10 protein-coding genes are annotated in these 13,486 nt (G+C 42.8%); 3 read left to right on the top strand and 7 right to left on the bottom strand.

Annotated elements, in window-relative coordinates; translation table 11 throughout:
- Window positions 1-254 precede the first annotated feature (254 nt).
- The 3 genes from gloA to DBZ36_RS11820 all read left to right on the top strand — a co-directional run bounded on the left by gloA (window position 255) and on the right by DBZ36_RS11820 (window position 2,771).
- On the top strand, window positions 255-635 hold the full coding sequence (gene gloA / locus DBZ36_RS11830) for a lactoylglutathione lyase (RefSeq protein ID WP_120355158.1): 381 nt from the start codon (window positions 255-257) through the stop codon (window positions 633-635).
- A gap of 12 nt (window positions 636-647) precedes the next feature.
- Window positions 648-1,748 (top strand): alkene reductase, encoded by a 1,101-nt coding sequence (locus tag DBZ36_RS11825; protein ID WP_120355157.1) that lies wholly within the window; start codon window positions 648-650, stop codon window positions 1,746-1,748.
- A 147-nt stretch (window positions 1,749-1,895) separates the two neighbouring features.
- The gene (locus DBZ36_RS11820) at window positions 1,896-2,771 is read left to right on the top strand and encodes a DMT family transporter (protein WP_120355156.1); all 876 of its coding nucleotides are present in this window, start codon (window positions 1,896-1,898) and stop codon (window positions 2,769-2,771) included.
- Between the two features lie 35 nt (window positions 2,772-2,806).
- Here DBZ36_RS11820 and DBZ36_RS11815 read toward each other — a convergent pair whose 3' ends face one another.
- The 7 genes from DBZ36_RS11815 to DBZ36_RS11785 form a co-directional block, all read right to left on the bottom strand.
- Window positions 2,807-4,162, bottom strand: a complete 1,356-nt coding sequence (locus tag DBZ36_RS11815) for a sensor domain-containing diguanylate cyclase (protein ID WP_120355155.1) — start codon at window positions 4,160-4,162, stop codon at window positions 2,807-2,809.
- 245 nt (window positions 4,163-4,407) lie between these two features.
- Window positions 4,408-6,285, bottom strand: a complete 1,878-nt coding sequence (locus DBZ36_RS11810; RefSeq protein ID WP_120355154.1) for a glycoside hydrolase family 127 protein — start codon at window positions 6,283-6,285, stop codon at window positions 4,408-4,410.
- A gap of 194 nt (window positions 6,286-6,479) precedes the next feature.
- Window positions 6,480-7,472 (bottom strand): ABC transporter permease, encoded by a 993-nt coding sequence (locus DBZ36_RS11805; RefSeq protein ID WP_120355153.1) that lies wholly within the window; start codon window positions 7,470-7,472, stop codon window positions 6,480-6,482.
- Complete coding sequence (locus tag DBZ36_RS11800) at window positions 7,462-8,994, bottom strand: sugar ABC transporter ATP-binding protein (protein ID WP_120355152.1); 1,533 nt, start codon at window positions 8,992-8,994, stop codon at window positions 7,462-7,464. Before DBZ36_RS11800 ends, DBZ36_RS11805 begins: the two co-directional genes overlap by 11 nt.
- A gap of 57 nt (window positions 8,995-9,051) precedes the next feature.
- Window positions 9,052-9,987 (bottom strand): sugar ABC transporter substrate-binding protein, encoded by a 936-nt coding sequence (locus DBZ36_RS11795; protein ID WP_158589089.1) that lies wholly within the window; start codon window positions 9,985-9,987, stop codon window positions 9,052-9,054.
- A 348-nt stretch (window positions 9,988-10,335) separates the two neighbouring features.
- The gene (locus tag DBZ36_RS11790) at window positions 10,336-11,757 is read right to left on the bottom strand and encodes an aldehyde dehydrogenase family protein (protein ID WP_120355150.1); all 1,422 of its coding nucleotides are present in this window, start codon (window positions 11,755-11,757) and stop codon (window positions 10,336-10,338) included.
- Between the two features lie 179 nt (window positions 11,758-11,936).
- The gene (locus tag DBZ36_RS11785) at window positions 11,937-13,478 is read right to left on the bottom strand and encodes a sulfatase family protein (RefSeq protein ID WP_120355149.1); all 1,542 of its coding nucleotides are present in this window, start codon (window positions 13,476-13,478) and stop codon (window positions 11,937-11,939) included.
- Window positions 13,479-13,486 lie beyond the last annotated feature (8 nt).

Below are 13,486 nucleotides of genomic sequence, written 5' to 3'. Positions count from 1 at the left end.
TATATTTGATTAAGTCACAAATGGACATATGTATTCGTAGCTTACTCGGTAAAGCCGCCAAAATTCTTGAATGCTACAAGTAAGAATCTATTGAATATCACGACTTTAGATCTATAAATTTATTTTATGATAACGATGAAAATTGATAATTTCCCACCTTGAGTGTTCGACTGTACTTTGTACCCAACAACATCATTCATTAGCAGTGCACGGCTGAACATCATTGCACGCAAAAACAGTACTGAGGGCATTCCATGAAGTTTCTACATACCATGTTGCGGGTTGTGAACCTTGAACAATCCATTGAGTTCTATACCAACGTTCTGGGTATGACCGTTCTCGAGAAAAGTGAAAACCAGGAATACCGTTACACCTTAGTATTTGTAGGCTACGAAGATAAGGGTACGGCAATTGAGTTGACCTACAACTGGGATACCGACCAATACCAGCTTGGCAACGCTTTTGGCCATATAGCCCTCGGTGTCGATGATATTTATGAAACCTGCGATCGTATCAAAACCTGCGGTGGCAATGTAACTAGAGAACCTGGACCGGTGAAAGGTGGCCGAACTGAAATAGCTTTTGTTACCGACCCAGATGGTTACCAAATTGAACTCATTCAAGTTAACAGTTAAGAGGAATTCCAAATGAAAGACGCATTATTTCAAAGCATTCAGCTCGGTAAGATTTCTCTAAAAAACCGTATTGTTATGCCACCAATGACACGCTCGCGTGCCAGCCAACCTGGTAATGTCGCAAACGCAATGATGGCTCAGTACTATGCACAACGCGCCAGTGCAGGATTGATTGTGGCTGAAGGAACTCAAATCTCAGCAATGGGACAAGGCTATGCTTGGACACCAGGTATTTATTCCCAAGAGCAAATCGCTGGATGGAAGTTAACAACTGACGCAGTTCACGCCAAAGGTGGCACTATTTTCGCCCAGCTTTGGCATGTTGGTCGAGTGACGCATCCAGATAACATTGGAGGCCAACAAGCCATTTCCTCGTCTGCGATTAAAGCTGATGGCGTCAAGGTATTCGTTGACAACGGTAGCGACCAACCCGGTTTTGTTGAGGTTACTCAACCTCGTGAGATGACTAAAGAGGATATTACTCAAGTCATTGGTGAGTACCGACAAGCTGCATTAAACGCCATAGAAGCAGGTTTTGATGGTATTGAACTTCACGCCGCAAATGGGTACTTGATTAATCAATTTATAGATTCTCAAGCAAACAATCGTAGCGACGAATACGGTGGTTCTATCGAGAATAGACTTCGTTTCCTAGGAGAAGTAGTCGCGGCGATGGCAGGTGCTATCGGCGCTGACCGCATTGGTGTTCGTCTTGCCCCATTTACATCGCTCAATGGTACGATTGATGCAACGCCAGTAGAAACCTATACCGCAGCAGCTGCGCTACTGAACACCCTAGATGTGGCGTATATTCACATTGCTGAAGTTGATTGGGAAGATGCCCCTGAAACGCCACAATCGTTTAAAGATGCAGTTCGTCAAGTATATCAAGGTGTACTGATCTATGCGGGTCGCTACGATGCACGCAAAGGGGCTCAAGCAGTTGAAGATGGCGACACCGATATGGTAGGTTTCGGTCGCCCATTTGTAGCAAATCCGGATTTACCAGCGCGGATAAAAAACGACTATCCCTTGGCGAAGCACAATCCAGAAACATTATTCGGTGGTACCGCAGAAGGACTCACTGATTACCCTGAGTTTCTAACACAATAAACCTCAAACGCTTAGCGCCTAGACTAGTTATCTATGATGCTAAGCGATACTCTAGCAGCTTGCACATACAGACCCTAGCTAGATACATTGCGCGTCAAAGTTTGAATGGTCTTTTGTTTAAAGATTTACAACTCAGGACAGATCAAAATGGACCAAGTCAAGGGCCGCGCAGAATTGTATTTACTGCTGGCAACTATGCTCGCTGCTGTAGGTTGGATTGCTTCAAAACTAGTAATACAAGAAATGCCAAGTGACGTATTTATCGCTGCTCGTTTTTTGCTAGCTAGCTTGGTTCTTTTACCGTTTTGCTACCGAGATATTATTAAGCTAAGACTTACACAAATAGCAGCAGTTTCAGCTGTGGGTGTTTTTCTGGCTGGTTCCCTATTAACTTGGATACATGCAGTCTCAATTTCAACCAGCCTTTCTGAAGGTGCTTTCATCATGAGTCTTGCCATGATTATTGCACCAATAACCGCATGGCTGCTATTTCAAAACAAACCCAAAAAAGCATTTTGGATCGCACTTCCCTTGTCCGTTTTAGGAATGGCACTATTGGCTTTGAGTAATGGCTGGCAAGTTGACCTAAGTCAGTGGTACTTCCTTTTGGCCTCAAGTTTGCTTTCAGTGCATTTTGTGCTTAATAAACGCGTCATTCGCAACATCAAACCCTTAAGCTCTATCTGCATTCAACTTTTCATCGTTGGTATCGCCGGTGTTATCGCTGCTTCATTCGTGACAAACGAGCCTTTTGAAATAACGTCACACCTCATCTTTTGGTTTAGCGTTTCCACGCTTGTTGCAACAGCTTTACGCTATCTACTGCAAACATTAGGGCAACATAGTGTAAACATGGAAACGGCTTCTCTCATTATGATACTGGAACCGATTTGGACGCTGCTACTAAGTGTTGTTGTGCTTGCAGAAGTAATACAGCTGCAAAAACTCATCGGCGGCGGGATAATATTATTATCCTTGACTGTGTATATAAAACTTTCAAAACGTTCCGCCAAACTCAATTAGCTGGCAACAGAACCTATCTGTAGCTAGCTAAACTACTACTCCCCATAACATTCCACACGATTGCGACCACGGGACTTAGCCAAATACATCGCTTTATCAGCGTGCTCAATAAGCAGTTCAATTGCTTCATGTTTGGATAATTCAGCCATACCTATACTCACCGTCATTTTGATAGTTTTGGCGTCTTTTGCGAAAGGTGATTCCATTAATTCCTGCCTAACTCGCTCGGCAACTTGTAAGGATTTTTCATAGCTAGTATTAGGCAGAACCACTGCAAATTCTTCGCCGCCGAGTCTGCCAAACAAGTCATGTTCGCGCAGAACATTGCTACATATGTCTGCCATATGCATTAAAGCCGAGTCGCCAAAACTATGCCCATAACTGTCGTTGATATTTTTGAAATGATCAATATCTATCATCAATACACAAAACGGCCGATGATAGCGTTTAGAGACCGAGAATTCTTTGCGAGCCATCTCCATAAAGTATTTTCGATTATGGATCTGCGTAAGTGGATCTCGAGTCGCTTCAAAAAATATTTTGTTCTCGTAGGCTTCTCTATTAGCTTGCTCAAGCGTCAGAATATAGCGACTTACGATAATGGTCCCAAGTAGGAATAAAGACAGCACCATTACGATACTAGGTAATACATCTTTACTAGGAACTTTAGGTGTCCAGCGTACAGAGGCAAGAGTCTCAAGCGGTGAATTTAGGTTTAAGCTACTTTGACTTGGTTTCGAAACCGTATTTATCAATAGTTCAAGGGCTTGAAGCTGGTAGTTTTTGGTAAGCCCTTCCAAATATTCACTATCAATTTTACGCCCAAAAAGTAAAAAAGTATCCGGTCTAATGTCTCCATTATCCTCTTCTATAAAAGGCCCTCCAACCACCAGATAGATTGCGTCTCCAATCCGTAAATAGGTACTTGCAACTTGAGTCTTAGATTCAAGTTCATTAGATAAGAGAACCAATTGATTGATTTCTTTACCTAGAATATCAGAAGCTTGTATTTCCGGCTCAGTCTCTGAACTCGCAAAGAATTTAACTTGATTGTCTTTGCCAAGGGCCAAACTAAAATCAATACCATATGTTTCGAAAAGATAGCTTCCAACGTTTTCGTCAGCCCATACTTTCTCGTCGTCAAAAAAAGTTCCATTATAAGCTTCATCCCAATAGGTGTATTCCACCAATATAGCCAATTCTTGGCGGTTCTCATTCACAAGCGCAAGGCTGACCCGCTCGTGTAATTCCTTTGCTGAAAGTTGATCCAAAGAGCTTAAAAAGTAAATTAGAACCGAAAGCACAACCACAATCATAGAGAAATACAGCCAAGAAATAATAGACATGGCAGAACGAATGGAAATAAATTGCTGCTGGAAAAACTTCCCCATAAAACCCCCAGGGTGCGAACGGATTTAGGAACCTTGTCAGCTGATTACCATTGGTAAAAAATGCGGGTGCTGAATCATCACTATAAATCAATTCGCCAAAACAACAAAAATAACCCTATCAGAACTAAGTGTTAGTTCACTTTTGACAGATCTAAAGCAAGCTACGTTTTTGGGGTTTGGCAGGCACAAAAGAAAAAACCCTAATAAACTAGGGTTTCATATGACGGTTAGCAAAAGCGGGTTAGCTAGGCTCTGGGGAACCAGACTCCCATATCTTGCTCCACTCGGTTTGCCCAAGCGAAGTATGGGATCATCCGCACTTCAACGTCTGACTCTGTAGAACTTTGTGAACGCGAATACAAAGCTGAGCTATGCGGACGTCGTTTAAACTTAGTTCTTAAACCAACCATCTTATATGGGAAGTCCGCCATCACTTCTTCCTCAAAGCTCGCTTGTTCGGGCAAGACCAATTCATCAATTTTTGCTCCTGCACTTATATCCTGGCCTTCAACACAATAAACCACAGGTCCGCGTTTAACCGCAAACATGCCATTAGATTGCTCTAGCATAGGGTGTGAAATATAAAGTTCAGCCTGCATTGGCAATTCGATTGCCAATTGCTGCCCTTGTTTCACTTGCAAGGTGTACACACCGCTTTCACTTCTTTTACCATTGATCGTAGCTTCACTGCACCAGGCGGGAATGCGTAAGCTTAGTTCCATACCATTTTGGGGCGCTTCGATAATTTGAATTGAAACCGATTGGTCCCAAGGGTAATTCGTTTGCATTGACACTTTTACTTGGTCGCCATTATCTAGTTTGGTATCAAGGTCAGCACCCGCAAATAGGTTAATCGATACTCCCTTGTCACTCGTAGAATAAATCCACTTTGGCATTCCAGTAAAAGTACGCAGTAATTGCGGCGGACAACACCAACAATCAAAGGTAAAGAAACGCTCGTTTGGAACATGAGAATACTGACCAAAACTAGGCTCAATATGGTGTTCACAGCGGTGAGCAAGGGGGTTAGCGTAGAAATAACGAGTCATATCTAAGTTAGCACCAGAGATCCCAGCATTAAATAGAATGTTCTCCATCCAATCCCCATATTCAGCTTTAGCCGTTAATTGGTACATGCGTTTAGCCCACATCGCGACAGCGATATTTGCGCAGGTTTCATTATAGGTAACGCGATGCGGTAAGTTGTACTCAGATGCAAAGGCTTCATACAAAGGGTCCCCTCTATCCGAGTAGCCAACATACTGCGGGCCAACGCCACCGGTGATATAAATACGGCGTCGTATTAAGTCGTTCCAAATGCGCTCTAAGGCATCTTTTAAGCTTTGTTCGCCAGTATGAGCATAGACATCGGCTGCGCCCGCATATAAATATGCTCCAGTCACAGCGTGGCCAACCGGTTGTGTTTCATCACGTAGCGGCATCCGGTTTTGATTACAGTCACCACCAATCTCGGGAGATTGTCCGCGCATCGTAACGAAAATATCTGCAAGTTCGAGATATCTTGGCTCATTGGTTAATTGATGTAGTTCAACAAGCCCCATAATTTGACTGGGATTGAAGCCAAAATGTAGTAAAGCTTTAGGCTTAGGCGAAAAGGTAATCCATAAGTAATCCGCACAACGTTTAGCAACATTTAGCAGTCGTTCGTCACCAGTGACTTCATAGTGCACGCAAGCAGCTGTAAATAGATGTCCCATGTTATATAGCTCATGGTATTCGATATCATCCCATCGTTTTCGCTCCGTCAATAGGGTTTGCGTTCCGATGTAACCATCGTCCTCTTGTGAGGCTTCTATCCACGGAATATATTTGTTGATGACATCTAGAATTTTTTGATCTTGTGTGACTGCGTACTGATTAATACAGCCTTCAATGAACTTGTAACAGTCTCCATCAGACCATTCATTCATATGAAATTCACCTTCAACTTCCCCGGCGGCAATACCAAAGTTAAGCATTCGCGCCGCATTTTCTTCGGAAAGTAGAGCGCCTTCTAGATTATCTATAATACTAAGATAGTCATCGACACGGTTGGCCCAAAATCCTTGATTCAGTTTTGCTTCACCAGTTTTGATTGCTTTGAATTGGCTATACTTCGTCATTTATCAATCTACCTTCACCTAATTGGAATATTCGAAAATCGTTTCTCAGATGCGCTCATATTACGGTTTGGAGAAAATAGAATTGTGACGCCCGACAAACTTCCATTTCTGGGACGAATAATCCCACGTTGTGGTACGAGTAAAAAAAAGCCCATGCAGATTGCATGGGCAAAAGTTTGAAAGGAATTCTAGGACTAATTTCGTTTCATGGCCACTGTCATTGCAAAGATGATGATGGCTCCCTTACTCACCAATTGATAGAAGTACGGAACCCCCAACATGTTTTGTCCATTCAGTACTAAGGCAACGATTAAAGTGCCTAGCAAAGTGCCTGCCAGGCGCCCTTCTCCACCTTTCAAGCTGGTACCGCCTAAAATAACGGCAGTTAGTGCGTCGAGCTCATAACCATTGCCTGCGGCAGGGATCCCCGCATAAGTTTGAGCTGCCAGCAATATGCCAGCCAGTCCCGCTAATAGACCCATAATGCAATACACCAAGATCCGCGTTTTGATGACATTGATTCCTGATAGACGAGCTGTTTCTTGGTTATTGCCTATCGCGTAGACATTGCGACCAAATTGGGTGTACTTCATCATAAATGACAAACCGACGAGTACTATAAGCATGACATAGATAGGAATGGGAACGCCTAAAAACGAGCCCGAACCTACAAAGCGGATGATGTCGGAATCAAATGGTTTGGGTTGTCCACCGATAATAATATACGCAATTCCGCGCACCAAACTCATACTACCAAGGGTGATGATAAATGGATTAATGTTCAATACGGAAACAAAAAAACCGTTAAACAAGCCAACCGTAATAGCGCCAACAAAGGTCAAAGCCAAGGCCATGGGTAATCCAAATCCTGCGTTCAAACTGACACACAAAATAACGCTACAAAAAGCAACCACCGAGCCAACGGACAGATCTATGCCATCGCTGATTAACACCATCGTCATGCCGAAGGATATGATCCCAATAACCGCGGTGCCTAGCAAAATGTCCTTAAAGTTAGTGAACGTAAAAAAGTAAGGGCTTGCAAACGATAAAACCGCTATCAGTGCCATGCAGGCAATCGTCAATTTAACCAGATAACTAGAGCTGACTAACCCTATGAGTTTGGATACAAGACTACTGCTTGCACCAGCCTGTTTTAGTGAAATAGCTTTGTCACTAGTGTTCATCGTTAACTCCTGATTGTTCTTCAATTCCGTTCATCGCGAGATAAATCTGATTATGATCGTATTGTGATCTCGAAAATTCTTTAAACATTTGGCCTTGATAAACAACAATAATTCGGTCTGATACATGCATAAGCTCCGTGATATAGGACGAGGTATAAAGGATCCCTTTGCCCTCTTCAGCTATTTGCTGAATCAAAGCATTCACATCACTTTTCGCAGCAACATCGATTCCAGCAGTCGGCTCACACATGATGATGATTTTGGATTGCAGTTGCAGCCACTTAGCAATAATGGCCTTTTGCTGATTCCCACCACTCAAATTTTTTATAAGCTTCTGACTCGATTCGGTCTTAATATTCAATTTTTCGATGTAACTCGCCGCTGCTAGCGTTTCTTCACTGCGATTAATCATCGAGAACAAACGTTTTTTTTGACCACTAGGAATACAAATGTTGTCTTTAACGCTCAACTCGAGAAACTCGCCATTAAGTTGTCTGTCTTCAGAAACAAAGCCTAATCCATGCTTTATTGCATCCATAGGGCTTCGAATGGTGGCATGCTGGTTCTCAATTTCAATATCGCCCGCTTGTTTAGTCTTTAGCCCATAAAGCGACTCAAAGATGTCTTCTACACCTGAACCACCAAGTCCCGCAAAACCCAGTATTTCTCCTTTGTGCAGTTCAAAACTTATGCTTTGCGAGTTGGCAACCTTCAAGCCCTCGGTCCTTAGTAAAACCTCTTGCCCAGCATGGCTAAAGGAACTGTCTGTCACATCGCGTTGGTGTTCAAAATCTGTCGCCGTAATACCGCTCATTTCTTCAACGATACGATCAGGGCTGTATTGAGTACTTGGACCATCACTTACGTTGGCACCATCGCGGATGATGGAAATTCGGTCACTGATTTCTATCACTTCTTTTAGGCGATGTGAAATAAACACCACACTACAACCACGTGATTTAAGAGTTCTCATTAAGGTGAATAAACGGTCAACATCCCCTTGCCGTAGTGCAGTAGTTGGTTCATCCATCAATAGGATCTTGGGGTTTTTAGAGCATGCTTTTACAATTTCTACCAACTGCTTTTCTTCAGCAGATAACTCTTCCACTTTTTTACTACTGTCGATATCAAGACTAAGCATTTTGAGCAGATCTTGTGCATCCTTACTCATCTTTTTGAAATCAACGATGCCATGTTTTTTCGGCATATTGTCAATGAAGATATTTTCGGCAACCGTCATATATGGCATTAAGCGCCGATGCTGGAAGATGATACTAATACCGAGTTCTTGGGCTTTGGTTGGAGATATCTTTTTGACTTGTTCACCGTTGATGAATATATCTCCTGAATCCGGAGCATATGCCCCCCAAATGACGTTAAGCAAGGTTGATTTTCCAGCACCATTGGAGCCAACTAAACCAACAATTTCTCCTTTATTAAAGCTCAACGATAGCCCTTTAAGGGCTTTAATACCGTCGAAGCTTTTGATGATTTTTGAAATTCGTAATGCAGATTGTTCCATGCTGTTACCTCAAAACTTAGAAACACTGGCGCGCCCAAAGCCGCGCCATCGTTGGTTTTAATCGAAGTTTAGGTATTCAAGGTTTGTATCAACATTGTCTTTGGTGACTAAAACACCAGTGGTTTTAACTATGAATGGAACCGGACGGTTGTTATTAAGACGATCAAGTAGGGTCACGGCCAAAGCGCCATAGTTGTATGAGTGCATAGCAAATACACCAGTGATGACATCTCCCTTAGCAAGCTCTTTATAGATACTTGAACTTTCAACCACAGTAACAGACTTGATTTTGCCTTCCATCTTGGCATTTTCAATACCGCGGACAATACCCAGTGCGCTGGTATCTTCAATAGAAATAAAGCCTTTTACATCTGGGTTGGCTTGAATAATAGCCGCGGTCCAGTTCATTGCCTTTATCGTGTCATAACCTGGTCCTGCATCCGCTATAACTTCAATTTCAGGGTATTCAGAAAATGCATTGTAGAAACCTTTAACACGGTCTTCTGATGGTGGGATCGGATCAGGGAATTTATTAATTGCAACTTTACCTTTACCACCAATCGATTCCGCTAAATGTTTAGCGGCGTAGTAACCTGCGGCAACATCATCACCACCAACTTGCCCTTCCGCTTTAGAATTACCTTGAATTGAATCCATGGTAACCACTTTCATACCTAAGGAATGTGCCAACTCGACACCAGCAATTCCGGCTGCTTGAGTCGTTGAGCCCAAGACTAATAGTGTTGCCCCACGTTTTGAGAAGTTACGAATAATCTCAAGTTCTTTTACTGGATCATCATTTGACGAAGCATCCATGAAATCATAACCAAGCGTTTCGGCCATTTCTTCAGCACCTTTTAACATCGCTTGCTGAAACGAATCACTTTGGTTGTGTTGCATCATTCCAATTTTACCGTTAGAAGCAGCAATTGCTTGTGGGGAGCACAAGCTAACCATGCCAACGGTCATTAGAACCTTTAATAGCTTTTTCATTATTATCTTCCTTAACATGTAGGGTGCGTTTTAATGACGCATCTGGGTTTTCATAATTAGTATTGTCTATTTGCCTTTGCTTCAAAATGAACAATATTTGTATTATTTGCACAATCTTTACATCCCAAACTGACTAAGATCCCCCTTTTTCGCACCACCACTAACTCATTGATTTAAAGGTTATATTTTAGGCCATCCCGAGTTCTTCAGCGATACAGTTCTCATTATCTTAGGACTGTTGATGATTTCGACTTAGCTAGGATAGAGTCGCGGCAACAAAAACAAAAAAAGGCAGCTTTTTTAGCTGCCTTTTCGCTTTAAACAAGTTATTTCGAAATAGTTAATCCACTATAGCGTTCGACTGGTACGCGTCAGATACAAATAATCGTCCAAGGCATATTTGGAGCAATCACAACCAATTCCAGATTGCTTAATGCCAACATGCGGTAGATTTATTGCGTATTGCACACCATTGATCTGAATTTCTCCAAACTCGAACTGCGCAGCTACTAGCTGTGCTTTATTTATATCTTCGCTGAATATGTAAGACGCTAATCCGGTGTCAGTATCATTGACTTGCTCAATGACTTTTTGCTCATCACTAAAGCTAATGATGCTGATAACCGGACCGAATATTTCATGTTGATAAATGTCCATGGATTCATCAACATGACTCAGTACTGTCGGCGGATAAAAAGCGCCAACCGCGTCTTCGTCAAAGCTTCCACCAGCCTGTAATTGCGCACCTTGCTCTAAGGCATCAACAACTAACTTGTGTATTCCTGCACGGGCAGATTTACTAATTACCGGCCCCATGGTTGCATCGCTATCGCGGCCAAAGCCTAGTTTTACCTGTTTAGTTTTATCGAGTATTTTGGCCAAAAACTGGGCATGTACCGCTTCATCAACAAATACACGATTTGGAGCGACACAAATTTGTCCTGAGTTCCCATATTTTAAAGCGCATAAGATATCGGCTGCTTTATCTAGATCCGCATCTTTGAAAACCACAAAAGGAGTATTACCTCCAAGCTCCATGGAGTAGCGTTTAATGGAAGTTGCACCTGCTTGCATGATTTTGACACCAGTAGCGATGGAGCCAATCAGCGTCAACATTGATGGTATTTTGGAGCCGGAAATTAAATCACTGACGTCTCTATTACCACCAGCTATAATCGTTACCGCACCTGCTGGCAGGCCGATTTCTTGACAAATGGAACCCACTAAATAGGCCGATAAAGGCGATTGAACTGATGGTTTGAGGATAATCGGGCAACCAGTGGCCATTGCAGGGCCTAGTTTATAGCTTAGATTTAATAGTGGAAAGTTCCAAGACAGGTAAGCAACAACCACACCTACGGGTCGGTAGTTCAAAGTATGCACGGCTTTAGACTGTGTATCTTGTAGTTGACTAGGTTGATAGCGTTGTATTTCTTCCGCATAAAACTCCAAGCTATTCACCAATAGGTCGAAATCCTCTTGAGTGCCATCCCATGTTTTACCGGCTTCGAGGTGCACACACATTCGCAGATCGTCTTCTCGCTCAAGCAATGCCGCGCGGAGTTTTTTCATCCACGATACGCGTTCAGCAATACTTGTTTTAGACCAGCTCTTCTCGGCGGCTTTAGCACTATTGAGCGCCTTTTGGGCAACATCTAAATTTGCGACTTGAATCGCAGCCACAACTTTGTCAGTAGCCGGATTAATAACGTCGCAAGTCTCACCACTTTCAAAGGCTTGACCGTCTAAATACATTTTTTCAATCAACATTGTTGTACACCTAATTTATTAACTACTGGTAAGGGCATGTAGGCCTTTGAACCCTTTTGTCAAAGCTCTACGGGCCTTAGTATTCATCCATAGCAATGGCAATGTTGTGACTTATTCAACGTTTTTCTTTTCGACCAAAAACATCCCGAATAATGGGACGCTTAGTCCGCCTTTAAGCCTTACCACAAGCGGGACTGTTTATTGTCCCCTGTAACTTGCTGCTCCAAACGATCTAAGTTATCGCCTTGTAGCAAGCTATATGAACCACCAAGTCGCGGCTTATCTATTTTGGGAAAATGAACTAAATCAGAAAAAGATGACTTCCACTTAGTAATTTCATCGAGATAGTGGCGTTTGATGTGACTATATTCCGGCACATCAAACAGATTGTTTCTCTCATCTGGATCATCAACTAAATGGTAAAGCTCGCCGAGTACCTCGGCTCCATCAAAAAGAGGGCTCATACGTAAGTAATGATCAACAAAAAGTTTGGACTCTAGTTGTTTTCCGCAGGGGTAGCTGGTGAGTTTCCAGGTCTCATCTTTTACCATGATAGCAGGTTCATCTTGCAGGCCTTGGCAATAGTATTGTGCAAAGACTAAGGACTTATGCTGAGTGGATTGCTTACGAATATATGGCAAAAGACTTTTACCATGTACCGTTGATGAGGACTCAAGGCCAAGTAAATCAAGAATGGTGGGCATAATATCAATAGACTCCACCAGCCCATTTTTACGCGTTCCAGCTCCCTCACCAAAAGGCATTTTTATCAACAATGGAGTGTTGATGACAGGCTCGTACATATGCCCCCACTTTTCCACAAATCCATGCTCTCCCATCATGCTTCCATGGTCTGAGGTAAAAACAATTAGGCTATCGTCATACAGTCCTTGCTTCTTTAAGTTGGAAATAAGCTTACCAACTCGCTCATCAACATGACTTACCGAGCCATAATAGGCGGCCTTCGTTTTGCGATAATCTTGTTCATCAAGCTTGTCAAAACCACGAGCATGATAAAAATAGCGCTGCAACCGCGGCTTGGAATCTAGAGGGTCGGATAAGGAACTAGGCATGTCGATATCACCTGGTTCATACATCGAAGCAAAAGGCTCTGCAGGAAGGTAAGGCGTATGAGGATCCATAATCGACAATTGGGCAAACATTGGCTCTTGCGCCTGTTTACGAATGGCTAAGTCGTCCAAATAGTTTTCAAGTACAATACTATCCAATGTTTTATCTTTGTGGGATGGCCTTTTACCAGAGATAATTAACGAGATCTCGCCATCATTACGTTTGTACTGACTTTTCTCTCGAGTACTTTTGTCTTCGATCCCAAAGCAGCTTATATAGCTCTCTGGAGGGCTAAGATTTGAAGTTCCTGTATTTGAACTATCCATGCCAAAGCGCTCAGGTTCTATATTGCAATGCCACTTGCCGTGGCTGAAGGTTTGATAGCCTTGGGCTTGTAACAAACTAAATAAGGAGGTTTCAGTTGGGCGTGGTTGGAGCATATTGTCAACAGCAGCATGGCTTAGCGCATGTCTACCGGTTGCTAAACTGACGCGTGACGGCACGCACATTGGGGTATTACAAATAGATTTTTCGAACAAAACACTATCCGATGCCAGACTATCGATATGGGGCGTTTTGATTTGCTTGTTTCCCATACAGCCGAGTGCATCTGCGCGTAATTCGTCGCATAAAACAAAGAAGATATTCACGACTGGCC

The sequence above is a fragment of the Alginatibacterium sediminis genome (genome assembly GCF_003610775.1).
Classification (GTDB): domain Bacteria; phylum Pseudomonadota; class Gammaproteobacteria; order Enterobacterales; family Celerinatantimonadaceae; genus Alginatibacterium; species Alginatibacterium sediminis.
Note: the sequence above shows the minus strand (reverse complement) of the source record. Positions and strands in the feature narration are given on the sequence as shown.

What these genes read in the sequence shown, in the direction of transcription:
- DBZ36_RS11805 (WP_120355153.1), bottom strand. Translation starts at nt 7,472, where the DNA reads ATGAACACTAGTGACAAAGCTATTTCACTAAAACAGGCTGGTGCAAGC.
- DBZ36_RS11810 (WP_120355154.1), bottom strand. Translation starts at nt 6,285, where the DNA reads ATGACGAAGTATAGCCAATTCAAAGCAATCAAAACTGGTGAAGCAAAA.
- DBZ36_RS11795 (WP_158589089.1), bottom strand. Translation starts at nt 9,987, where the DNA reads ATGAAAAAGCTATTAAAGGTTCTAATGACCGTTGGCATGGTTAGCTTG.
- gloA (WP_120355158.1), top strand. Translation starts at nt 255, where the DNA reads ATGAAGTTTCTACATACCATGTTGCGGGTTGTGAACCTTGAACAATCC.
- DBZ36_RS11820 (WP_120355156.1), top strand. Translation starts at nt 1,896, where the DNA reads ATGGACCAAGTCAAGGGCCGCGCAGAATTGTATTTACTGCTGGCAACT.
- DBZ36_RS11790 (WP_120355150.1), bottom strand. Translation starts at nt 11,757, where the DNA reads ATGTTGATTGAAAAAATGTATTTAGACGGTCAAGCCTTTGAAAGTGGT.
- DBZ36_RS11825 (WP_120355157.1), top strand. Translation starts at nt 648, where the DNA reads ATGAAAGACGCATTATTTCAAAGCATTCAGCTCGGTAAGATTTCTCTA.
- DBZ36_RS11815 (WP_120355155.1), bottom strand. Translation starts at nt 4,162, where the DNA reads ATGGGGAAGTTTTTCCAGCAGCAATTTATTTCCATTCGTTCTGCCATG.
- DBZ36_RS11800 (WP_120355152.1), bottom strand. Translation starts at nt 8,994, where the DNA reads ATGGAACAATCTGCATTACGAATTTCAAAAATCATCAAAAGCTTCGAC.